Here is a 22042-nt window from a genome sequence, read left to right as displayed (position 1 = left end):
GCCGACCCGGGGCCGGAGCCCGCGCACGGTCCGGGGATCATGGGGCGTCAGCCCCCTGGCCTGGGGCGGAGCCCGGGGTGGGTCGGGGGCACCGCCCGGCCAGGGCAATGCCCCCCGAGGCGACCACCGCGCAGGTGGGTCGTATCGTGGACCCCGGACGGGCCACCGCACGTCACCGCCCGATCAGCCGCTCCAGCGACGCAGCGGCCCGCCGTCACCGCCGCATCAGGAGCCGCAACCGCCATGGGACACCCGGCACACCCCGCCTACCCCGTCGGACTCCGCCTCACGGGCCGCCGTGTCGTCGTGATCGGTGGTGGCCAGGTCGCCCAGCGCCGGCTGCCCGCGCTCATCGCGGCCGGCGCCGACATCGTCCTGATCTCCCCCTCCGCGACCCCCTCCGTGGACGCCATGGCGGAGACCGGCGAGATCCGCTGGGAGCGCCGCCGCTACGAGGACGGTGACCTGGCCGGCGCCTGGTACGCCCTGGTCGCCACCCGGGACCGGGCCGCCAACGACACCGCCTCCGCCGAGGCCGAGCGCGAGCGCGTCTGGTGCGTCCGCGCCGACGACGCCGAGGCCGCGAGCGCCTGGACCCCGGCCACCGGCCGGGTGGAGGGCGTCACCGTCGCCGTGCTGAGCGGCAACGACCCCCGCCGCTCCGCCGCCGTCCGCGACGCGGTCGTCGAGGGGCTGCGCGACGGCTCCCTGACGGCCGCCCGCCCGCACACCCCCGGCGTGTCCCTCGTCGGCGGCGGTCCAGGCGACCCGGACCTGATCACGGTCCGCGGCCGGCGCCTGCTCGCCGAGGCCGACGTGGTCATCGCCGACCGGCTCGGCCCCCGCGACCTCCTCGACGAGCTCCCGCCGCACGTCGAGGTCATCGACGCGGCGAAGATCCCGTACGGCCGTTTCATGGCCCAGGAGGCCATCAACGACGCGCTCATCACGCACGCCAAGGCCGGCAAGGCCGTGGTCCGGCTCAAGGGCGGGGACCCGTACGTCTTCGGCCGCGGCATGGAGGAGCTCCAGGCCCTCGCCGAGGCCGGCATCCCCTGCACCGTCGTGCCCGGCATCTCCAGTTCCATCTCGGTACCCGGCGCGGCCGGCATCCCGGTCACCCACCGGGGCGTGGCCCACGAGTTCACCGTGGTCAGCGGGCACGTCGGTCCGGACGACCCGCGCTCGCTGGTGGACTGGGCCTCGCTGGCCAAGCTCACCGGCACCCTGGTCATCCTCATGGGCGTCGACAAGATCGGCCTGATCGCCGAGGCCCTGGTGCGCCACGGCCGCCCCGCCGACACCGCCGTCGCCGTCATCCAGGAGGGCACCACCGCCTCCCAACGCCGTGTGGACGCCACCCTGGCGACCGTGGGCGAGACCGTGAAGGCCCAGGAGGTCCGGCCGCCCGCCGTCATCGTGATCGGCGACGTGGTGAAGGTCCACCGGCCCGTGTCCGACTGACACCCCCGCAATCCCGCAACCCGGCAGAGCCGTTGGCACCGCACCCAGGACAAGGCAGTATCACCCTGTGGCTGATCTCATCACCGTCGAGGACCCCGACGACCCGCGCCTGCGCGACTACACGGGCCTGACCGACGTAGAACTCCGGCGCCGGCGCGAGCCCGCGGAAGGTCTCTTCATCGCCGAAGGCGAGAAGGTGATCAGACGCGCCAAGGACGCCGGGTACGAGATGCGCTCGATGCTGCTCTCCGCGAAGTGGGTCGACGTCATGCGCGACGTCATCGACGAGCTCCCGGCCCCGGTCTACGCCGTCAGCCCCGAGCTCGCCGAGCGCGTCACCGGCTACCACGTGCACCGCGGCGCCCTCGCCTCCATGCAGCGCAAGCCGCTGCCCACGGCCGAGGAACTGCTCGCCACCACCCGGCGCGTGGTCATCATGGAAGCGGTGAACGACCACACCAACATCGGGGCCATCTTCCGCAGCGCGGCGGCCCTCGGCATGGACGCGGTCCTGCTCTCGCCCGACTGCGCGGACCCGCTGTACCGGCGCTCCGTCAAGGTCTCCATGGGCGCGGTGTTCTCCGTCCCGTACGCCCGCCTGGAGGCCTGGCCCAAGGGCCTGGACTCGGTCCGCGAGGCGGGCTTCAAGCTGCTCGCCCTCACCCCGCACCAGAAGGCCTCGCCGATCGACGAGGCGGCTCCCCAGGACCTGGATCGGGTCGCGCTGATGCTGGGCGCGGAGGGGGACGGGCTGTCGACGCAGGCCCTGGTCGCGGCCGACGAGTGGGTACGGATCCCGATGGCGCACGGGGTGGACTCGCTGAACGTGGGCGCCGCCGCGGCCGTCGCCTTCTACGCGGTCGCCAGCGGCCGCCCGTAGGCCGTCAGTGGGCCCGGAGGCTCCGAGCTAGAGCTTCTGGGCCAGCGCGATGCCCAGCGCCACGAGCAGCGTCACCACGACGAAGACGATCAGGCGCTGGCGCATCAGCTTGGGGTCCGGCCGTGACGGCCGACGCCCCGTGCCCGTCGTACGGGGAGCCGGACGGCCACCCGTACGCCCGGCCGTGGAGCCGGGTCCCCGCGAGCCGGTGCCACGGGGCGAGGAGGGCCGCGAGTCCGGCCCGCCGCGCGGTCCCTGGCCCTTGGTCTGCGGCTTTCCCTGGCCCGCTCCGGTGCCGGTACCCGCACGTCCCGGCACGGGAGTGCCGGCGGTACGGCGCTCCGTGCGCTGCTCGGCGTACCCCGCGCCGTCCTCCGCGTAGCCCTCCGGGAGCCGCCCCGTCGGCCGCTCGGCCGCCCGCGCCCGCTGCGCCGGCGGGCGGCTGTCGCCCATCCCGTGCGCCTCGCGGGCCGCGATCTCCTTGAGCCGCATCGACAGCTGGAGCGTGGTCGGCCGCTCGTCGGGATCCTTCGCCAGGCAGGCCCGTACGAGGGGTGCGAGCGCGTCCGGAACACCCTGCAGGTGCGGCTCCTCGTGCACCACCCGGTACAGCATGACCTCGGAACTGCCGTGCCCGAAGGGCGAGTCGGCGGTGGCCGCGTAGGCGAGGGTGGCGCCGAGGGAGAAGACGTCGGTGGCGGGGGTGACGGCGGCGCCGCGCACCTGCTCGGGTGCCAGGAAGCCGGGGGAGCCGACGGCCGTCCCCACGTGGGTGAGGGTGCTGGCGCCCGTGGCCCAGGCGATCCCGAAGTCGATGATGCGCGGGCCCTTGGGCGACAGCAGGATGTTCGAGGGCTTGAGGTCGCGGTGGACCACCCCGGCCTCGTGCACGGCGACCAGCCCCTCGGAGAGCGCGGCGCCGATCGCGGCGATGGCCGCGGCCGTCAGGGGGCCCTCCTCGGCCACCTTGTCGTGCAGGGAGGGGCCGGGCACGTACTGCGTGGCGAACCAGGGGCGCTCGGCCTCCAGGTCCGCGGCGACCAGGCGCGCGGTGCACCCGCCGCGGATCCGCCGGGCCGCGGAGACCTCGCGCGCGAAGCGCGAGCGGAACTCCTGGTCCTCGGCCAGGTCCGGCCGGATCACCTTGAGCGCGACGCGCTGTCCGCGCCGGTCGGAGCCCAGATAGACGACGCCCATGCCGCCGGCGCCGAGGCGCCGGTGCAGCCTGAACGAGCCGACGACACGCGGGTCCTCGCGCCGGAGCCGCATCATCGCCATGTCCACCCCGCTGACCGGTCGTCCTGTTGACGTGGCACAGCTTACGGACCATCCGGCATGCGCGCTCAGAGGCCGCGCCCTCGCCGGGGGATTCGATTGTCAGTACGGGGCAGTCCACTTGGGGATTCTCCGGACCACCGGTAGGACGCATGTGCGGAGCGGGATGGTTCGGTCAAGCCGGGCCGGGGTCAAGGGAATTGGGGTCCGGGGTGGGCCGACGGGGGAGCGGTGGCCGGCGGGACGGCCGGGCCCGGCCGGTTGATCTTGGGACTGCCTGGTCGGCGGCCGGACGGGTGCGGTGAGTGACGGAAGTGAGCGAAGTCACCACGCTCCGGTCATCCCCTCCGGGAAGACCCTCAGAACGGGGGGCGGGTCTCCACCCAGGGGAGTACGCGCGAGGTGGGCCCCTCATCCTCCTGGAGGCCAGGCAATGGGTACGAAGGCATGAGGCCAGGAGCCCTCGCCGCGCCTAGTGTTGAAGCAAGCGGCGGGTGGAGAACACTCGTCCCCCGAGGTCACAAACCCGCCGCTGCCAAACGACAGGGAGAGGACCATGGCGGACATCGCACGGCAGGGACGCAAGGCATTCGCGTTCAACAGCCATGAGTCCGGTCGTCGCCACCCACTGGTGGCCGCGGCCATGGTGCTCCCCCTGGCCGCCCTCCTGCTCTTCCTCTTCGGAGGCTTCGACCAGGTGGTGGCACAGGCGTCGTCCGTAAGCGTGATGCTGGGGCGCTGAGCGGCGCCCCGGGCCCAGGAGAGCGGTCTGGGCCGGGACTGTCACCGACCGAACCCCGTGGGGACGGGGGAGCGGTCGACGGACGGCAGGTGAAGGGTGCTGCGCGTACGGCTGGGGAGCCGGACGCGCAGCACCCTTTTTCATGCCCGCCCCTTCTCCGCTGCGCCGGACTCCGTCCGGCCGTACCGCCACTGCCCCGCGCCCCCGTGCTGCGTACGCTCGTCCGAGGAGCACCCGCCCGGGGTGCGGAGCGCGGGGAGAGCCGAGGCGTGGTTCCGCTGGAGCGAGTGAGCGCGGCCGAGCTCGCCGCGTACGCCGGTGCGGTGCAGTACGTACTCCTCGCGGACCGCGACGACGGCACCGTGGTCCGCTGCGGGGACGTCGTGGCCAAGGCGCACGCGGGCGACAGCGATCCCGACGCCCTGGCCGTACGGATCCGCGTGGCCGGGGACCCGGCGCTGGCCGGGGTACTGCTGCCCCCGCTGCGCACCGGGCTCGGCCTGGTCGGCTCCCGGCCCGTCTCCCTGTGGCCCTACGGCGCTCCGGTCGCTCCGGACCGCCCCGAGGAGGCCCCCTGGGAGCAGGTCGCCGAACTCCTGGCCGCCCTCCACCGGACCCCGCTCCACCACCTCCCGTACCCGGTCCCGCCGATGCGCGGCCCGGCGAAGCTCGCCCGCGCCCTGCGCCGCCTCGACGCGGCGCACCCGCCCGAGGGCCCGGTCCTGGTGGGGCACGCCGCGCCGGGACGGCCCGCGGGCAGGCAGGCCGGCGACCCGGGCGGTGCGCGGCGGGTGAGCCCGGCCGGGGAACGCACCCCCGACCACGGCCGGGACCCCGACCGGGGCTCCGGGGACGGGCCACCCCGGGCCGGGGCGGCTCCCGCGCTCCCCGCCGGGCCGCCCTCCGGCCGGGCCGACCGGGCCCGTCGCGCCGTCCTGTCCATCCCCAACGGGCAGGCGGTACCGGCCGGGCAGGCGGGCACGGACGCCGACGCCGCGGAGCTGGCGCGGCTCGTACGGGCCGCCGCGGCCACGCTCCCCGGGTGGGCCCGGGGGGAGGGGCCGCCGCCGTCCGGCGGGGCGCTCTGCCACGGCGACCTGCACCTCGGGCAGCTGGTGCGGAGCCCCGCCGGGGGCTGGCGGCTGATCGACGTGGACGACCTGGGACTGGGCGCGCCCGCCTGGGACCTCGCGCGCCCGGCGGCCTGGTACGCGGCCGGGCTGCTGGACACCGGGACCTGGTTGCGCTTCCTCGACGCCTACCGCGCCGCCGGGGGCCCCGCGGCCGGTGCGCCCGGCAGCGACCCCTGGCCGGAACTCGATCTCGCGGCCCGCGCGCTCACCGTGCAGACGGCCGCGCTGGCACTCGCCAAGGCCGCCCGCGAGCGGCGCCGACTCGACGACGTGGAGCGGCTGATGGTGGAGGCCTGTGCCCGAATTGCCTCCCTCCCGCCCGACTTGGAGCCGGAGCCTCCGTCGTAGGGTGAGCCCCACGCCACCGGGTACGCATCCGGTGTCGACCCGAACGGCGAGGAGTTGATCCGGTCATGCAGTGTCCGAAGTGTCACGCGATGATGCACACGTACAACCGCAACGGTGTCCAGATAGAGCAGTGCAGCGGCTGCCGCGGCATCTTCCTGGACTACGGCGAGCTGGAGGCGCTGACCCGTCTGGAGTCCCAGTACACCGCCCAGTACGGCCAGGTCCCGCCCCCGGCCGCGCCGCCGGCTCCGGCCCCTGCCGCGTACCCGCAGCAGCACGCCGCCCCCGCGCCCGCCTGGGGCGCCCCGCAGCACGGCGGCTACGGCCACGGTCACGGGCACGGCCACCGCAAGGGCGGCTTCGGCCGGATGCTCTTCTCCTCCTGAGCTCGGACACGCGAAAGCCCCGGCCGTGGGAACGGCCGGGGCTTCCGGACAGCTGGTGCGCGATACTGGGATTGAACCAGTGACCTCTTCCGTGTCAGGGAAGCGCTCTCCCGCTGAGCTAATCGCGCGGGACCACGTTCACGGTGCGAACACCGCAGGTGGCACGTATGAAGCTTACTGCGTGCGCGATACTGGGATTGAACCAGTGACCTCTTCCGTGTCAGGGAAGCGCTCTCCCGCTGAGCTAATCGCGCGGGGATCCTTGCGGACCAGTGGACGATACTGGGATTGAACCAGTGACCTCTTCCGTGTCAGGGAAGCGCTCTCCCGCTGAGCTAATCGTCCTTGGAGGTGGAGACGGGATTTGAACCCGTGTAGACGGCTTTGCAGGCCGTTGCCTCGCCTCTCGGCCACTCCACCATGGAGCAAGTAGGGGGTCCTCGGGAAGATGATCCCCCACCTCAGAGCGGACGACGAGACTCGAACTCGCGACATCCACCTTGGCAAGGTGGTGCTCTACCAACTGAGCTACGTCCGCAGGTCACCGTGTTCGCTCCGGGGGTTTCCCCCTTCGCTCCCTGGCGACGAGTTGAACTCTAGCGGATTCCCGGGCCAGCTCAAAAACGCGTTTCCGCAGCGTGCTGCCGCCTGATCACCGCCGGTCACCCGGCGGACGCCTCCCCGGCGCCCGGGCGTCACCGGTCATAGACTCGCAGCCGTGCACGACCTGCCTCCCCTCGCCCGCTTCGGCGGCCTTCTCGCGACCGATCTCCGAGATGTCACCAGCGATCCTGGTGCCCTCGACTCCACCGGCTTCTGGGCGGTGACGGCCGATTTCGAAGGCCGTCTCGTCTGCGCGCGCTTCGGGGACATACGCCCCGACCCGGTGCCGGCCCCCGTTCCCGGGGCCTGGCGCGGTCCCGACGCCGACGAGTGGAGCTCCTCCCTCGACCGCGCCGCGTACACCGCGGGCGTACGTCGCATCCGCGAGCACATCGAGGCGGGGGAGGTCTACCAGGCCAACCTCTGCCGCGTGATGTCCGCGCCGCTTCCCGACCCGGCGGGCGCCGACGTGGACGCCCTGACCGCACTGCTCGCGCGGGGCAACCCGGCCCCCTACGCAGGAACGATTCGGCTGCCGGCCCACGGCGTCGAGATCGCCACCGCGTCCCCCGAGCTCTATCTGCGCCGCTCCGGCCGCCGCGTCGAGTCCGGCCCGATCAAGGGCACCGGCCGCACCGCCGCCGATCTGCTGCCCAAGGACCACGCCGAGAACGTGATGATCGTGGACCTCGTACGCAACGACCTCGGCCGGGTCTGCGCCACCGGCTCCGTGACCGTCCCCGCGCTCTGCGCGCTCGAAGAGCACCCGGGCCTCGTCCACCTCGTCTCCACCGTCGCCGGGGAACTCGCCGAGGGCGCCGGCTGGCCCGAGCTGCTCGCCGCGACCTTCCCGCCGGGCTCCGTCACCGGAGCCCCCAAATCCTCGGCCCTGCGGATCATCGAGGCCCTGGAGACCGCCCCGCGCGGCCCCTACTGCGGAGGCATCGGGTGGGTCGACGCCGACCGGGGCACGGCCGAGCTCGCCGTCGGCATCCGGACCTTCTGGATCGATCGCACGGCCCCCGGCGGCCCCCGGCTGCTCTTCGGCACCGGCGCCGGGATCACCTGGGGGTCCGACCCCGACCGGGAGTGGGCCGAGACCGAGCTGAAGGCCGCCCGGCTGCTGCGGGTAGCGTCGGGAGCCGTCGAAGCGAACGCGACCGGCGCGAAGGGCGCGACCGGCGCGCCGGGCTCGTCGGGCCCGGCGGGAACACAGACGGACGAAAGCGGGAGGACCGTACGGTGAGAATCTGGCTCGACGGAGCACTGCGGGACGCCGACGAAGCGAAGGTGTCCGTGTTCGACCACGGCCTCACCGTCGGCGACGGGGTCTTCGAGACGCTCAAGGCGGAGCGCGGGACGACCTTCGCGCTCACCCGGCACCTGGAGCGGCTGACCCGATCCGCCCGGGGGCTCGGCCTGCCCGACCCGGACCTGGACGAGGTGCGCCGCGCCTGCGCCGCCGTACTGGAGGCCGACCCGCTGCCGCTCGGCCGGCTGCGCGTCACCTACACCGGGGGCGTCTCCCCGCTGGGCTCCGACCGCGGCGACGCCGGCCCGACGCTGATCGTCGCGCTGGCGGGGGCCACCCGGCGCCCCGACACCACCGCCGTGGTCACCGTGCCGTGGGTGCGCAACGAACGCTCCGCCGTGGTGGGCCTGAAGACCACCTCGTACGCCGAGAACGTGGTCGCGCTCGCCGCCGCCCACCGGGCCGGTGCCTCCGAGGCCCTCTTCGCCAACACCGTCGGCCGGCTCTGCGAGGGCACCGGCTCCAACGTGTTCGTGGTCCTCGACGGACAGCTGCACACCCCGCCCGTGGCCTCCGGCTGCCTCGCGGGCATCACCCGCGCCCTCGTCGCCGAATGGTGCGGGGCCAAGGAGACCGATCTGCCCTTCGAGGCGCTCGAGCAGGCGGAGGAGGTCTTCCTGACCTCCTCCCTGCGGGACGTCCAGGCCGTCGTACGGATCGACGGGCGCGAGCTGGGCTCCGCCCCCGGCCCCGTCACGGCCGAGGCCATGCGGATCTTCGACGCCCGCTCCGCCGAGGACGCCGACCCCCGCTCCTGACCGGGAGCCGGCACATCCGCTGTGCTTCGGGCCGCGGGGCGGGTAGAACTCGACTGATGACCACCACCCTGCGGCCGAGCGGGCCGCTTCAGCAGAGCACCGGCGGGGCGCGCTCGCGCCCGTACGAGATCCGTGTCAACAGCAGGCGCGTCGGCGCCCTGCTGCTCGCCACCGACACCCCCTTCGGGCCGACGGTCGCCGAGATACGCGAACTCGCCGTCGAGGAACCCGACCGCCGGCGCGGCCGTGCCACGGTCGCCGCGCTCGCCGCCGAGGAGGTGCTGCGGAGCTGGGGCTGCCGCAGGGTCCGCGTCTCGGTCCCGGCGGGCTCGCCGGGCGGCCTGCGGCTGGCCGCCGCCCTCGGGTACGCCGAGTACAGCCGCAACATGGCCAAGGAACTCCCCGCCGAGCCGCCCGCCCTGTCCGAGGGGGTCGCCGGCCGCCCGATGACGGAGCCCGAGTTCGATACCTGGCTCGCGGCGGCGCTCGAGGGCTACGCGCAGAGCTGGGTGGGCCGCGGCATGCCGGCCGAGGCGGCACGGACGAAATCGGCGAACGACCACGCGTCCTCGCTGCCCCTGGGCCTGGCCACCCCGGGCGTCAGCTTCTCCGTGCTGGAGGCGGCCGGCGTCCCGGTGGGCACCGTCTGGGTCGCTCCGAGCGGCGGGGACTCGTACGTCTTCGACGTCGCGGTCGCCGAGGAGCACCGCGGCCGGGGCCACGGCCGGGACCTGATGCTCCTCGCGGAGGGCGCCGCCCTGGCCGCCGGCCACCGGGTGCTCGCGCTGCACGTCTTCACCGACAACGTCCCGGCCCTGCGGCTCTACGAGTCCCTCGGCTACCGGACGACCGGCTTCAACTACGCGAAGGACCTGATCTAGGCCGTAAGAGACGACCTGGACGGCCTCGACGACCTAGGCGGCCTCGGCGAGCAGCCGGTCGGCGATCTCCTCGATGCGCTCGCGCAGGCCGGCCTGGCTCTTGCCGCCGTCGAGGCGCTGTCCGTCGATGACGTACGTCGGGGTGCCGGTCACGCCGATCGCCTTGCCCTCGGCCTGGTCGGCGTCCACGATCAGGATGTGCCGGCCGTCGATCAGGGCGGTGTCGAACTCCTCGGCGTCCAGGCCCAGTTCGTGCGCGACCTCGACGAGTACCGGCTCGCCGGCCTTGCCGAGTTCCGCGGTGCGGGCGAGGACGGCCTCCACGTAGGGCCAGCCCTGCCCCTGCTCGGCGGCCTCCTCCGCGGCCTGCGCCGCGGCGAAGGAGTGCTTGTGCTTCTCCAGCGGGAAGTGGCGCAGCCGGATGTCCAGCCGGTCGCCGTAGCGGGCCCGCAGGGCGCGCACGTCGTCCAGGGCGCTGTGGCAGTCCGGGCACTGAAGTTCGCACCAGACGTCGAGGATCACGGAATCGGTCATACGGACAGTCTCCCAGCCCGCCGGGACGAGCACGGACCGGGACCTCGGGGGGAACCGACCGGGACCTCGGGAGGAGGCGCGACCCGGAGATGTCCCGGAGATCCGCCCGCGAGGGGCTCCGGCCGTGGCCAGGGCGAGAGCCTCGGGTGCAGGATGGATGGGGACAGAACGCCCGGCCCACCGGCCGGGTCCGACGACCGAACCGCCCCTGGAGGCCCCGCATGCTCGCCGAGACCATTTGCTCCGCGGTGTCCGCGGCGGGCCTGGGCATCGCCGCGCTGACCGCCTACCGCAAGCGATTCCTCGCGGCCACGCGGATCGCGGCGTACTCGCTGGTGCCCGTCGGCCTGGTGATGACGGGCGTCGTGGCGTGGGCGACCGGGATCGTCTTCAAGCCGACCGTCTGGGCCGGGTTCGCCGTGCTGGGGCTGGCCTGGCTGCTCTTCGTGACCACGCGCGCGATAGAGCGGCGCGCGGGGGGAGCGGGCGAGGGCGGAGAGGGGGAGGGGGAGCAGAAGCGGCCGAAGGCCGTCAAGGGCCGCCCGGCCCAGGAGGCCGTCGCCCCGGCCGCCTCCGCGCCCTCGCTGGGGGACGGCGCCCGCCCGCGGCCGACCGGGGCCGCGGCCCCCGCCGAGGACTTCTCCGACATCGAGGCGATCCTCAAGAAGCACGGCATATGACGGGATCCGGTGAACTCGCGGGTCCGTCTGGCGTGTTGAGCGGCGCGGGCGGGCCCGCTGGGCCATCATCGCCCCGACATGCTCGACACATCACCGGGTGAGCCCGCCGTTCCCGCGCCGGCCACCGTCCCCGTCGCCGAGGAGCCGAGAGGCTGCCTCTTCGCGCTCTCCCAGCCGCCCCTGATGATCTTCCTAGCCGTGATCGGTGGTCTGCTGCTGCTCGCCGCCGTGCACGATCTCTTCCTGCTCTGAGCCGGGCTCCGTCCCCAGTTCCGATTTGCGCCGGGCCCGGTACGCCGCCACGTGCAGCCGGTTCCCGCAGGTACGGCTGTCGCAGTAGCGCCGGGAGCGGTTGCGGGACAGGTCGACGAAGGCCCGCCGGCAGTCGGGGGCCTCGCAGCGGCGCAGCCGCTCCTGCTCGCCGGAGACCACGATGAAGGCCAGCGCCATGCCGCCGTCGGCCGCCAGGTGGTCGCCCACCGAGGCGCCCGGGGCGAAGTAGTGCACGTGCCAGTCGTAGCCGTCGTGATTGGTCAGCTGCGGGGTGGTCCCGGCCGTCGCGACCAGCTCGTTGATGAGCACGGAGGCCGCGCGCGGACTCGGCGCCGCGAAGATCTGGGCGAATTTCGCGCGCACCGTGCGCACGCCGGCGAGGTCGCGGGCGCTGAGCTCGCCGACGTCGCTGATCGCGTAGTCGTGGACGAAACCGCGCAGCGCGTTCACGTCCGCCAGCCCGTCGGGCTGCTCCGTCTCGGCCGAGGTGTTCACCAGCGCGACGACGACGTCGAGCGCGCGACGGGTGTCGTGGGGGATCTGCACGGGGTCTCCCTGAAGGGCCGGGCCTGCGGTGACGGTCTGCTGCCGCCGCTGGTGGCCGACTCTAGCGGGTCACCCCAACGCGCACCGACGCCGTCCACGCGGGTGGCTTTCGCGTGAACAGCGCCGGCACTTCGGTATGTGGTTGTCCGCCGTGCACCGTCGCCCCGAGTCGGACGGTGTCGTACGGCCCCCGGACTCAGCCGGGGGAGGGTTCCCTCTGTAGGCCTGGCTCAGGATTCGGCCAGGATGTGGGAGAGCTCCTTGTCGAGGTCGAAGTGCCGGTGTTCGGTTCCGGGTGGAACCGCGGCGTCCGTCCGCTTGAGGAACGACTCCAGTGCTCGGGCGGGTGCTTCGAGCAGCGCTTCTCCCTCCGGTGAGCTCAGGGCGATGCAGACGACCCCCTGACCGTGACTGCGGGACGGCCAGACACGGACGTCGCCGGTACCGGTGGGCCGGTGAAGGCCCTCGGCGAGGAGGTCGCGGGCGAATACCCATTCGACCGTCTCCTCGGCGCCGGTGTGGAAGGTGGCGTGCACGGCGTAGGGATCGGCCGTGTCATACCGCAGGCCCGCGGGAACAGGCAGTGAGGACTCGCTCGACACAACGAGGCGCAGGTGCAGCTCGCAGCTGACCGTGGTGTTCATAAGCGCCAGGGCCTTTCGCTCAGTGTGCGCTCGGGGATTCGCACGTCGGCGAAATCGACATGCCACCTACGGTGCCGTTGTAAACCCCTCTGACCGTTTTGCGGACCTCTGGGTCCCTCGGACGGCGGATCCAAACGACCATTCACGTGTGCTGGGACCTCCGGTAGATTCGACCCCATGAACACGGGGAGTGACCGCGAGACCAACGAGTCCGCCAACGAGTCCGCCGCCGCCGAAGGCGAGTCCGCCGCTGCCGAGGAGGACCCGAAGGTCTTTCACGTCTCCAAGGCGCCGGACTTCATCAAGGCCCGCCGGGGCCTGCACCTGAGCTGGCAGGTCGGCGTCTTCGTCGTCGGCCTCGCCGTCGTCGGCGCCGGTGTCGCCATGCTGGTGCTGCCCGGCCCGGGCTGGGTGGCGATCTTCGCGGGCCTCGCGATCTGGGCCACCGAATTCGCCTGGGCGCACCTCGCCCTGCGCTGGACCAAGCGCAAGGTCAGCGAAGCCGCCCAGAAGGCCCTGGACCCGAAGGTCCGCCGCCGCAACATCATCCTGACCAGCGTCGGGCTCGCGATCGCGGGCGTCCTGATCGGCTTCTACCTGTGGAAGTACGGGCTCGTGCTGCCCTGGAACCTCAAGGACCAGTGAGCCCGCCCGCCCATGGCGGAGAGCACCGCTGACATGCGGTAATGTTTGCGGTGCGTCCGGGCGATTAGCTCAGTGGGAGAGCACTTCGTTCACACCGAAGGGGTCACTGGTTCGAACCCAGTATCGCCCACCCGGACCAGAGGCCCGGAGACTTTCACAGTCTCCGGGCCTCTGGCGTTTTCCCTCGTCCGGCCGACGGTCCGCACCCGTCCGGCCCCGGCGCCGGGACTCGGACTCCAGGTCCGGACGCCAGGTCCGCGCGGCGGGCTACTTCAGCCGCCCGATCGCCTCCCGCAGCCGGCGGGCGTCGCGCAGCCGCTTCTCGTAGGTGGCCCCCATCGCCAGCAGCAGCACCCCCGCCAGGGCCGGCGGCAGCCAGCGCGGCAGCGCGTCCACGACCTGGACGACGTACGGGGTCAGCTCGTGCAGCGCCACCGCCGCCAGCGTCGCCCCGCCCAGCAGCAGCGGCGCCCGGAGCCGGCCGCGGGCACCGGCCAGGGTCACCCCGAGCGCGGCCGTCCCCAGCAGCAGCGGCCGCAGCCAGTGCGGGTCGCCCCACACCGCGAGGGTGCTCGGCAGCAGGGTCGCGGCCAGCCCCGGCCCGTACGCCGTCCAGGACCCGGCGAGCGGATCGCGGCGCCGTCGCAGGAATCCCACGGTCAGTGCCGCCGCCGTCACCGGCAGGGTGTACGCCTCGGGCACCGTCACCTCCGAAGCCGCCAGCCGTACCCAGGTCGCCGCCAGGAACAGCGCCCCGGCGGGCCAGCCCGCCGCCGACCGGCGCTCGGGCCGCACCGCCGCCGCCGCGCACACCACCCCGGCCAGGGCCAGGACCAGCGCGAGCACCGGAGCGTCCCCGGTGGCCAGGGCCAGCGCGAGGAGACCCGCCGCGGCCGCCGCGACCTCCGCCGGGACCCGTACGGAGCCCAGCCGCGGCCCGAGCGCCGCCACCGCCGCCGGGACCACCAGCACCGCCGGTGCCCACCAGGCCACCGGCCGCTCCAGCAGTGCGCCCAGCGCCACCGCGAGCAGCGCCGCGTACCCGACGGCGAGGGCCGCCGCTCCCGCGCGGGCCCACACCGGGGCGGGCCGGTACGCCGCTCCCGCCGCGCACGCGGCCCCCAGCAGGCCGAACACCGCGAAGGTGGCCAGTCGGCCGTCCAGGGCCGCCACGGACACGCTCAGGGCCCCTGCCAGGGCGCACGTCCCCGCGGCGACCCCCACGAGGCCCTGACCGGCGCCGGCCGGCTTCGGGGCCCGCGCCGGAGCGGTGGAGGCCGCGGGTGCCGGGGCGCGGAGCGCGAGCGCCCCCGTCGCCAGCGTCACCACGAGCTGGGCGGCGAGGACCGCGCCCGGGGCCGCTTCGAGCACCACCGGGGCCGTGAAGAGCGCCGCCCAGCCCAGGACCACGGCGGCCACCGCCGGCTCCGTGCGCTCCGGAAGCACCCGGACCAGCCACCACGAGCCCCCGGCCGTCAGCAGCAGGACCACCAGCGCAGGGAGCCCCGAGCCGTCGGCCGCCGGGGCGGGCGCGGTCACCGACCAGACCTCCTCCAGCACCCGCAGCCGGCCCACCAGCACCGACGCCACCCACGCCGCGGCGAGCGCCGCCTGCAGGACGGCCACCCCCGCACCGCACAGGGCGAGCCCGCGCCGGACCGGCTCCGGGAGCGCGGAGACCCGTAGCGCTCCCAGCAGGGGCAGGGCCACCGCCAGGTACACGACCGCCGCCCCGGACGGGCTCAGCTCCGGCCGGACCAGGCCGCCCAGCGCCGCCACCGCCGCGAAGGCGCCGGCCGCGGCGAACGCGGTCCGCAGGGCGGAGGCGCGCCAGGCCACCGCCAGCGCGAGCACCGCCACCGCCGCCAGCCGCGCCGAGGGGGCCAGGGCCGCGCCCGTCGATTCCGCGTCCAGGGACTGCGTCAGCGCCGTCAGCAGCGCGGCCCCGCCCACCACCGAGCCGGCCTCTCCCGCCCAGCGGGACCACCGCCCGGGCCGCAGCAGCGCGAGCCCGGCGTCCAGCGCCGCCGTACCCAGCAGGGCCCAGGCCATGTCCAGCCCCGCCGCCCCGGCGGCCAGCGCCGCCAGCGGCAACGGGAGCTGCGCCGTCAGCAGCGCCGCCGGCACCGGGATCCGCAGCACGGTCAGGGCGCGCCCGTACCCCGCCCACACCGCCGCCAGCACCGCGGCCGCGCCCGCCGCGTACGCCAGGCCGTCCACCTCCGGCATGCCGACGGCGTACAGCGCGTACGCGTCGAGCACCGTCAGCAGCAGACCGACCGCGGCCACCGCCTCGGCGGTCGAGCGGAGCCCCCGGCGCAGCAGCGCCACCGGGGCGCCCAGCGCCGCCGCCGTCACCACGGCCAGCACCGCACTGCGCCCGGCGATCCCCAGGGAGCCCCAGCTGACCAGCGTGAACGCCAGGGCCGCGACCGCCAGCAGCACCGCGCCCAGGACCAGCAGCACGTTCTGCGCACCCGGGGCCGAGGCCTCCGAGGCCCCCGTGGCCTGCGCGGACGCCTTCGGCCGGACCTGTGCACCCCAGGCCTGGGGGGCCTGGGCGCCCAGCAGCCAGGCACGGCGGCTCAGCAGGAAGTGGCGCCGGGCGTCGAGTTGGATCAGTTCGCGGTCGATGAGCACGAGCTCCTCGGCCGGCGGCAGGGGGTTGTCCATGGTTCGGAGTGTGGTGCCCGTCACCCCGTCAGGACATGGGTGCGCGTACTCATCTCCGGATGAGTTCCGGCTGAGTACCGGGTGGGCGTCCGCGCCGCGCGCGAGACTGGGGGCATGGACCGAAGCAGCCATGGCGGCACGTCCGGCGGCGACCCGGCCGCGCCCGCCAACCCCGGTGGCCGGTGGACCCGTTACCGCTTCCGCAGCGTGTGGGACCTCGACGCCGCGCCCACCCGCGTCTACGCCGCCCTGGAGAATCCCGAGTCCTACCCCCTGTGGTGGCCCCAGATCCGCGCCGTCGCCCCCGACGCCGACGGGAGCGGCGGCACCGCCCTCATCCGCTCCGTCCTCCCCTACACCCTGCGCGTGGGCGCGGCCGAACTCCTGCGGGACCCCCTGCGCGGCATCCTGGAGGTCGCCCTGCTCGGCGATCTGGAGGGCTGGGCGCGGTGGACCGTACGGGCGCGGGCCGGTGGCACGCGGGCGCTGTACGAGCAGGAGGTCGAGGTGCGCCGCCCCCTGATGCGCCTGCTCGCGTTCCCCGGGCGGCCGGTGTTCCGGCTCAACCACACGCTGATGATGCGGTCCGGACGGCGCGGGCTCGCCGCACATCTGGCGGCCCGGCCGGAAGCGGTTTGAACCAGCCCCGGGCCTTCTGTATTGTTCACACCGTTCCCGGGCGATTAGCTCAGCGGGAGAGCACTTCGTTCACACCGAAGGGGTCACTGGTTCGATCCCAGTATCGCCCACCGGGACAGGCCGGTCCGTCGACACGGACCGGCCTTCCGCATGTCAGGGACCTTTTCCGTACGGTCCCTCACGCCGCCGCGGGCAGTTCCGGCCGCAGCGGCCAGTGCGGATCCACCGACTCCGGTGTGCCCTGCCGCGCGAACCACGCCTGGAGCCCCCGCGCCTGGGCCGCGTGCCACACCTGCTGGAGCGTGTGCAGCTCCGTCGGCGTCAGCCGCTCCAGCCGGCCCGCGAACCTGCGCCCCACGGCCCGTACGAGCTCCAGGGACGCCAGGGCGTCCGCGCCCGCGTCATGGGCACCCTCCAGCTCTATCCCGTAGTGCGCGCACAGGTCCGTGAGCGTCCGGCGGCCCTTGCGGTAGCGGTCCAGATGCTTGTCGAGCACCCGCGGATCCAGCACCGTCAACGGCCGGTTGTCCAGGTACCGGGACAGTGAGGACGCCCGGTGGCGGCGCAACTCCCGGTCCAGCAGCGTCAGATCGAACGGCGCGTTCATCACCACCACCGGCCGGCCCGCCACCTGCTGCTCCCCGAGCGCGCGGGCTATCTCCTCCACCACCGGCGCGGGCCACCGACCGTTGCGCTGGAGGTGCTCATCGGTCAGACCGTGCACTTCCGTGGCCCCCGGGGGTACCGGGATGCCGGGATTGACCAACCATCGCGTCGAGCGGATCCGGCCGCCCGCGCACTCCTGAACGATGAGCGCGGCGGACACGATCCGGTCCCGCTCCACGTCCACCCCGGTCGTCTCCGTGTCGAATGCGGCCAGCGGGCCCTCGTACCAGCGTGTCATGGCGAACTCCTCGTCACCCGTCGGCAGATGGCCCCCGCCCGGGCACCGCGCCCCAGGCCCGCCACCCTTGCCCGAAACGGTGATACCCGGGCTCTTTGCCCCGTACGCCGTTTGCGGGACGCCGACTGCGGAGACAACTCAACTGGGGGACCGCACACATGATCGGTCGTCAACCCCGACACCCTGACACGCACCTGACGCGGCCCCACGCGGCCGCTTCGACGGGGACAGCCCGGAAGGCATGGGGAGCCTGCCATGGCGCTCGCGCAGCCCGAACCGGGCGGGGTGCTCGCGGGGCAGATCGATCCGCGGACCGACCCGCGGAGCGGACCGCTGCGCGGCACACTCGCCACCACCGCCTGCATGGAAACCCTTCAGGTGGGATACCTGCACGCCGTAGTCGCCGCGGCGGGCTGCTCGCTGTCCCAGCCCTTTCCCGACAACGGCATCGACTGGCACGTCAGCCACGGCGCCCCCGAGCACGTCATCGACGACGAGGTGACCATCAAGGTCCAGCTCAAGGCGACCTACCAGATACCGCCCAGACCGGCCGGGCCCACCTTCGGCTTCACCCTCGACAACGAGCACCTGGTGAAGCTGGCCCGCAGTCCGGTCGCCGTGCACAAGATCCTCGTCGTGATGCTCGTCCCGCGGGAACGCGACCAATGGCTGAGCGCCGGACACGACCGGCTCGACCTGCGGCACTGCTGCTACTGGACCAATCTCGCCGGACACCCCGTGACCGGCCGGCGCCGGACCACCGTACGGATCCCGACCACGCGGATCTTCGACGACCGGGCGCTCTGCGAGATCATGACCCGGGTCGGGTCGGGAGGGACACCTTGATGAATTGGCAGTCACCGCACCTGGAGCCGCTCTCCCCACCGGAGTTCGCCGTGGGCGCGCCCGATCCCGCACACGTCGATCCGCTCGTGCTCGGCGCCCTGCTGCACCGGCACGGCTGGCTGCGCCGCGGCGGCGCCGCCGGACGGTACGGGCGCTGGACGCCGCCCGCCCCGTACGCCACGGGCAGCGGCGGCACCAGCCTGCTCGTCCCCGAGAGCCGGGCCTTCCCCGACTGCGCCGACCTGCTCGAAGAGGCGCTCACCGCGCTCTCGCGCAGCGCGCTGCCGTCGGCGCGCGAGGTGCTGTACGGGCTCAGCGTGCCGAGCGACGAGATCCGCTGGGAGCGCGAGGTCCCGCGCGGGGCGTACGGACTCCAGGGCGAGGCCGACTGGACGGTCCAGGAACAGCTCCGCTCGGCCGCCCGCCAGCTGCTCCTCGCCGGGGCGCTGGCCGACCGGGCGCGGGCCGGGTACTACGGAGCCCGGCACCGTGGCCAGGCGGAGCGGGCGCTGGACGGGGTCCTGGTCGGGCCGGCCCCGGGCGGCCGGCGCCTGACCGCCTACGTCCCCGTCGACGGGGGCCGGGGCATCGTGACCCGGCTGCACCACGCGCTGCACGCCACCCGCGAGGCCGTGGACTACCAGCGGGCCACCGGCGGCATGGAAGCCTTCGACGCGGCGGTCGAGGCCGGGGTCAGCCGGGAGCTCGCCGAGGCGCTGATCTCGCTGGTCCACGGCTCGGAGGGGGCCCGGGTGGCCCTCGCGTGGGCCCCGGCCGCCGGGGTCCCGGCGGGATGCGCGGCCCGGCCGGAGCCGGTGGAGTTCTCGCCCGGCGACCTCCCGGTGCTCCGGGACGCGGCCGCGCGGTACACGAGGGACGAACCGGCGGTACCGGTCCGGGTGGCGGGAGCCGTGGTCCGCATGCGCAGGTCGGCCCCCGGCGGCGGGGGCACGGTCCGGCTGCGGGTCCTCGCCGGGGCGGAGATCCCGTACGTCCGGGTCGTGCTCGACGAGGAGTCGTACCGGGTGGCGGGCCACGCGCACCTCGTCGGACTCCCGATCCGGGTCAGCGGGCGCCTGCAGCGGCGGGGAGGCTTCCGCCGGCTGACGGACGCGGCGGACGTGCGTCCGGTCCCGATGGACGAGGTCGAGCGGGACCGGCTCATGAAGTCCCTGGACGAGTCCCTCGACGCGGGGGACGCACTGCCGTCGGACTCGGACGACTAGACGGAAAGGGACGGCCCGAGGGCGGGATCAGCCCGGGGCGTGGGTGAAGGACGCCATGCGCAGGCCCGGGACCGGGGAGAAGTCCGCGCCCCGGGTGAAGCCGGAGCGTTCGTACAGGGTCACCGCGGGGGCGTTGTCCGCGCCCGTGGTGACCGTGACCGTGCGGTGGGGGAGCACGTCGGTCAGGACGTGGCGCAGCAGGAGCGAGGCGATCCCCCGGCGGAACCGGGCCGGATCCACGCACAGTCGGTCCAGGTGAACGGCGTCCGCCTCCTCCCCCCAGGCGAGGAAGCCGGTGATCTCGCCGTCCCCGGACAGTGCGCCGATCCAGTTCAGGGGCCGCGCCCGCAGGTCCGCGAGGCTCTCGCGGAGCGCCGGGATGCCGTCGAAGCCGATCAGCTCCGCCTCCACCGCGTACGCGGCCCTGCCGATCCGGTGCACGGCGTACGCGGTGGAGTCGTCGGTCAGGTCCAGCGGCCGCGGGTGCGCGCTCGGCATGGTCCGGGGTCCTTTCGGGGTGCGGGAGCGGGAAACCCCCACCGTACGGGGGCGCCGGGATCGGCCCCGGGCGGTAACCGTTTAGCGGCTCAGCCCATCCGCTCGGTACGATTCAGGCGCGCAGTGTTCGCTCGCGCACCCCCTGAGTCAGGAGAGACCGGTGTCAGACGTCCGTGTGTTCATCCAACGCGATTCCGAGCGGGACGAGCGCGTGGTGGCCACGGGCACTACGGCGGCGGAGCTCTTCGCCGGCGAGCGCACCATCGTCGCCGCGCGCATCGCAGGTGAGCTGAAGGACCTCGCGTACGAGGTGAAGGACGGCGAGACCGTCGAGCCCGTGGAGATCTCCTCTCCCGACGGCCTCGACATCCTGCGCCACTCCACCGCGCACGTCATGGCGCAGGCCGTGCAGGAGCTGTTCCCCGAGGCCAAGCTGGGCATCGGCCCGCCGGTCCGCGACGGCTTCTACTACGACTTCGACGTCGCGAAGCCCTTCACCCCCGATGACCTCAAGGCCATCGAGAAGAAGATGCAGGAGATCCAGAAGCGCGGCCAGCGCTTCGCCCGCCGCGTCGTCACCGACGAGGCGGCCCGCGAGGAGCTGGCGAACGAGCCGTACAAGCTGGAGCTCATCGGCATCAAGGGTTCGGCCTCGACCGACGACGGCGCGAACGTCGAGGTGGGCGGCGGCGAGCTGACCATCTACGACAACTTCGACGCCAAGACCGGCGACCTGTGCTGGAAGGACCTCTGCCGCGGTCCCCACCTGCCGACCACCCGCAACATCCCGGCGTTCAAGCTGATGCGCAACGCCGCCGCCTACTGGCGCGGCAGCGAGAAGAACCCGATGCTCCAGCGCATCTACGGCACCGCGTGGCCGTCGAAGGAGGAGCTGAAGGCCCACCTCGACTTCCTCGTGGAGGCCGAGAAGCGCGACCACCGCAAGCTCGGCACCGAGCTCGACCTGTTCTCCGTACAGGACGAGATCGGCTCCGGCCTGGCCGTCTTCCACCCCCGCGGCGGAGTCATCCGGCGCACCATGGAGGACTACTCGCGCAAGCGGCACGAGGAAGAGGGCTACGAGTTCGTCTACACCCCGCACGCCACCAAGGGCACCCTCTTCGAGAAGAGCGGCCACCTGGACTGGTACGCGGAGGGCATGTACCCCCCCATGCAGCTCGACGGTGGTACCGACTACTACCTCAAGCCCATGAACTGCCCGATGCACAACCTGATCTTCGACGCGCGCGGCCGTTCCTACCGCGAACTGCCGCTGCGCCTCTTCGAGTTCGGCACCGTGTACCGGTACGAGAAGTCGGGCGTCGTGCACGGCCTGACCCGCTCGCGCGGGTTCACCCAGGACGACGCGCACATCTACTGCACCAAGGAGCAGATGGCGGAGGAGCTCGACCGCACGCTGACCTTCGTGCTGAACCTGCTCCGCGACTACGGTCTGACCGACTTCTACCTGGAGCTGTCGACCAAGGACCCGGAGAAGTTCGTCGGCTCGGACGAGATCTGGGAGGAGGCCACCGCCACCCTCCAGCAGGTCGCCGAGAAGCAGGGCCTGCCCCTGGTCCCGGACCCGGGCGGCGCCGCGTTCTACGGCCCGAAGATCTCCGTCCAGTGCCGTGACGCGATCGGCCGCACCTGGCAGATGTCGACCGTGCAGCTCGACTTCAACCTGCCGGAGCGCTTCAACCTGGAGTACACCGGCCCCGACGGCACCAAGCAGCGGCCGGTCATGATCCACCGTGCGCTGTTCGGTTCCATCGAGCGGTTCTTCGCCGTGCTGCTGGAGCACTACGCGGGCGTCATGCCGCCGTGGCTCGCCCCGGTCCAGGCGGTCGGCATCCCGATCGGCGACTCGCACATCGAGTACCTGCAGGAGTTCGCCGCAGAGGCGAAGAAGAAGGGCCTGCGCGTCGAGGTGGACGCCTCCTCCGACCGCATGCAGAAGAAGATCCGCAACCAGCAGAAGCTGAAGGTCCCCTTCATGATCATCGTCGGTGACGAGGACATGGCCGCGGGCACCGTCTCCTTCCGCTACCGCGACGGTTCGCAGGAGAACGGCGTCCCGCGCGACCAGGCGCTGGCGAAGCTCGTGGACGTCGTGGAGCGCCGCGTCCAGGTGTGAGCGTGATCCCCGCGC

At 73.6% G+C, this 22042-nt stretch carries 22 protein-coding genes and 7 tRNA genes; 17 read left to right on the top strand and 12 right to left on the bottom strand.

Annotated features, from left to right (window positions below; genetic code table 11):
* Window positions 1-243: 243 nt before the first annotated feature.
* A complete protein-coding gene (gene cobA, locus OG435_RS10660) occupies window positions 244-1464 on the top strand; it encodes a uroporphyrinogen-III C-methyltransferase (RefSeq protein WP_266876570.1) in 1221 nt (406 codons plus the stop codon).
* A gap of 67 nt (window positions 1465-1531) precedes the next feature.
* On the top strand, window positions 1532-2344 hold the full coding sequence (locus tag OG435_RS10655) for a TrmH family RNA methyltransferase (RefSeq protein WP_266876569.1): 813 nt from the start codon (window positions 1532-1534) through the stop codon (window positions 2342-2344).
* Window positions 2345-2371: 27 nt separating this feature from the next.
* Here OG435_RS10655 and OG435_RS10650 read toward each other — a convergent pair whose 3' ends face one another.
* A complete protein-coding gene (locus OG435_RS10650; protein ID WP_266876568.1) occupies window positions 2372-3622 on the bottom strand; it encodes a serine/threonine-protein kinase in 1251 nt (416 codons plus the stop codon).
* Between the two features lie 553 nt (window positions 3623-4175).
* Here OG435_RS10650 and OG435_RS10645 point away from each other — a divergent pair.
* The 3 genes from OG435_RS10645 (at window position 4176) to OG435_RS10635 (ending at window position 6228) form a co-directional block, all read left to right on the top strand.
* Entirely contained in the window at window positions 4176-4361 is a 186-nt protein-coding gene (locus tag OG435_RS10645; protein ID WP_266876567.1) for a hypothetical protein, read from the top strand.
* Between the two features lie 269 nt (window positions 4362-4630).
* Window positions 4631-5842: a phosphotransferase gene (locus OG435_RS10640; RefSeq protein ID WP_266876566.1), complete on the top strand. Its 1212-nt coding sequence runs from the start codon at window positions 4631-4633 to the stop codon at window positions 5840-5842.
* 65 nt (window positions 5843-5907) lie between these two features.
* On the top strand, window positions 5908-6228 hold the full coding sequence (locus OG435_RS10635; protein WP_266876565.1) for a zf-TFIIB domain-containing protein: 321 nt from the start codon (window positions 5908-5910) through the stop codon (window positions 6226-6228).
* Window positions 6229-6281: 53 nt separating this feature from the next.
* On the opposite strand, the gene OG435_RS10630 is transcribed toward OG435_RS10635, so the two are convergent.
* From OG435_RS10630 to OG435_RS10610, 5 genes are all read right to left on the bottom strand, one after another.
* Window positions 6282-6356 (bottom strand) — tRNA-Val (locus OG435_RS10630).
* A 54-nt stretch (window positions 6357-6410) separates the two neighbouring features.
* Window positions 6411-6482: transfer RNA gene (locus tag OG435_RS10625), tRNA-Val, on the bottom strand.
* 19 nt (window positions 6483-6501) lie between these two features.
* Window positions 6502-6573: transfer RNA gene (locus tag OG435_RS10620), tRNA-Val, on the bottom strand.
* Window position 6574: 1 nt separating this feature from the next.
* A tRNA-Cys gene (locus tag OG435_RS10615) sits at window positions 6575-6648 on the bottom strand.
* Between the two features lie 45 nt (window positions 6649-6693).
* Window positions 6694-6766: transfer RNA gene (locus tag OG435_RS10610), tRNA-Gly, on the bottom strand.
* 180 nt (window positions 6767-6946) lie between these two features.
* Between OG435_RS10610 and OG435_RS10605 the strand changes: the two genes are divergently transcribed.
* Genes OG435_RS10605 through OG435_RS10595 form a run of 3 tightly spaced genes read left to right on the top strand, consistent with a single transcriptional unit; the run spans window position 6947 to window position 9782 of the window.
* Window positions 6947-8077: a chorismate-binding protein gene (locus tag OG435_RS10605; RefSeq protein WP_266876564.1), complete on the top strand. Its 1131-nt coding sequence runs from the start codon at window positions 6947-6949 to the stop codon at window positions 8075-8077.
* A complete protein-coding gene (locus OG435_RS10600; RefSeq protein ID WP_266876563.1) occupies window positions 8074-8901 on the top strand; it encodes an aminotransferase class IV in 828 nt (275 codons plus the stop codon). Before OG435_RS10605 ends, OG435_RS10600 begins: the two co-directional genes overlap by 4 nt.
* 56 nt (window positions 8902-8957) lie before the next feature.
* Window positions 8958-9782 (top strand): GNAT family N-acetyltransferase, encoded by an 825-nt coding sequence (locus tag OG435_RS10595; protein WP_266876562.1) that lies wholly within the window; start codon window positions 8958-8960, stop codon window positions 9780-9782.
* Window positions 9783-9815: 33 nt separating this feature from the next.
* On the opposite strand, the gene OG435_RS10590 is transcribed toward OG435_RS10595, so the two are convergent.
* Entirely contained in the window at window positions 9816-10316 is a 501-nt protein-coding gene (locus tag OG435_RS10590) for a DsbA family protein (RefSeq protein WP_266876561.1), read from the bottom strand.
* 221 nt (window positions 10317-10537) lie between these two features.
* Between OG435_RS10590 and OG435_RS10585 the strand changes: the two genes are divergently transcribed.
* Together OG435_RS10585 and OG435_RS10580 are read left to right on the top strand one after the other, a co-directional pair.
* The gene (locus OG435_RS10585) at window positions 10538-10996 is read left to right on the top strand and encodes a hypothetical protein (RefSeq protein ID WP_266876560.1); all 459 of its coding nucleotides are present in this window, start codon (window positions 10538-10540) and stop codon (window positions 10994-10996) included.
* A 78-nt stretch (window positions 10997-11074) separates the two neighbouring features.
* Window positions 11075-11248 (top strand): hypothetical protein, encoded by a 174-nt coding sequence (locus tag OG435_RS10580; RefSeq protein ID WP_266876559.1) that lies wholly within the window; start codon window positions 11075-11077, stop codon window positions 11246-11248.
* Here the strand turns inward: OG435_RS10580 and OG435_RS10575 are convergent.
* Complete coding sequence (locus OG435_RS10575; protein WP_266876558.1) at window positions 11189-11815, bottom strand: CGNR zinc finger domain-containing protein; 627 nt, start codon at window positions 11813-11815, stop codon at window positions 11189-11191. The genes OG435_RS10580 and OG435_RS10575 overlap by 60 nt on opposite strands.
* A gap of 230 nt (window positions 11816-12045) precedes the next feature.
* Window positions 12046-12459 (bottom strand): SsgA family sporulation/cell division regulator, encoded by a 414-nt coding sequence (locus tag OG435_RS10570; protein ID WP_030011909.1) that lies wholly within the window; start codon window positions 12457-12459, stop codon window positions 12046-12048.
* Window positions 12460-12636: 177 nt separating this feature from the next.
* On the opposite strand from OG435_RS10570, the gene OG435_RS10565 reads away from it, so the two are divergent.
* Window positions 12637-13104 carry a TIGR02611 family protein gene (locus OG435_RS10565; protein WP_266876557.1) on the top strand — a complete coding sequence of 156 codons (468 nt, stop codon included), beginning with the start codon at window positions 12637-12639 and terminating at the stop codon, window positions 13102-13104.
* A gap of 58 nt (window positions 13105-13162) precedes the next feature.
* Window positions 13163-13234: transfer RNA gene (locus OG435_RS10560), tRNA-Val, on the top strand.
* Between the two features lie 137 nt (window positions 13235-13371).
* Here the strand turns inward: OG435_RS10560 and OG435_RS10555 are convergent.
* A complete protein-coding gene (locus tag OG435_RS10555) occupies window positions 13372-15777 on the bottom strand; it encodes an SCO7613 C-terminal domain-containing membrane protein (RefSeq protein ID WP_266876556.1) in 2406 nt (801 codons plus the stop codon).
* A 114-nt stretch (window positions 15778-15891) separates the two neighbouring features.
* Between OG435_RS10555 and OG435_RS10550 the strand changes: the two genes are divergently transcribed.
* The gene (locus tag OG435_RS10550) at window positions 15892-16416 is read left to right on the top strand and encodes an SRPBCC family protein (RefSeq protein ID WP_266876555.1); all 525 of its coding nucleotides are present in this window, start codon (window positions 15892-15894) and stop codon (window positions 16414-16416) included.
* 38 nt (window positions 16417-16454) lie between these two features.
* Window positions 16455-16526 (top strand) — tRNA-Val (locus tag OG435_RS10545).
* Between the two features lie 68 nt (window positions 16527-16594).
* Here OG435_RS10545 and OG435_RS10540 read toward each other — a convergent pair.
* Window positions 16595-17320: a 3'-5' exonuclease gene (locus tag OG435_RS10540; RefSeq protein ID WP_266876554.1), complete on the bottom strand. Its 726-nt coding sequence runs from the start codon at window positions 17318-17320 to the stop codon at window positions 16595-16597.
* Window positions 17321-17575: 255 nt separating this feature from the next.
* Between OG435_RS10540 and OG435_RS10535 the strand changes: the two genes are divergently transcribed.
* Window positions 17576-18166: a DUF4365 domain-containing protein gene (locus OG435_RS10535; RefSeq protein WP_266876553.1), complete on the top strand. Its 591-nt coding sequence runs from the start codon at window positions 17576-17578 to the stop codon at window positions 18164-18166.
* On the top strand, window positions 18166-19392 hold the full coding sequence (locus tag OG435_RS10530) for a hypothetical protein (protein WP_266876552.1): 1227 nt from the start codon (window positions 18166-18168) through the stop codon (window positions 19390-19392). The genes OG435_RS10535 and OG435_RS10530 overlap by 1 nt, the downstream gene beginning before the upstream one ends.
* Window positions 19393-19419: 27 nt before the next feature.
* On the opposite strand, the gene OG435_RS10525 is transcribed toward OG435_RS10530, so the two are convergent.
* Window positions 19420-19890, bottom strand: a complete 471-nt coding sequence (locus OG435_RS10525; RefSeq protein WP_266876551.1) for a GNAT family N-acetyltransferase — start codon at window positions 19888-19890, stop codon at window positions 19420-19422.
* Window positions 19891-20050: 160 nt separating this feature from the next.
* Here OG435_RS10525 and thrS point away from each other — a divergent pair, with 160 nt between their 5' ends.
* Window positions 20051-22027, top strand: a complete 1977-nt coding sequence (gene thrS / locus OG435_RS10520; RefSeq protein ID WP_250744703.1) for a threonine--tRNA ligase — start codon at window positions 20051-20053, stop codon at window positions 22025-22027.
* Window positions 22028-22042: the final 15 nt, after the last annotated feature.

The sequence above is a fragment of the Streptomyces sp. NBC_01264 genome, assembly GCF_026340675.1.
Classification (GTDB): Bacteria; Actinomycetota; Actinomycetes; order Streptomycetales; family Streptomycetaceae; genus Streptomyces.
Note: the sequence above shows the minus strand (reverse complement) of the source record. Positions and strands in the feature narration are given on the sequence as shown.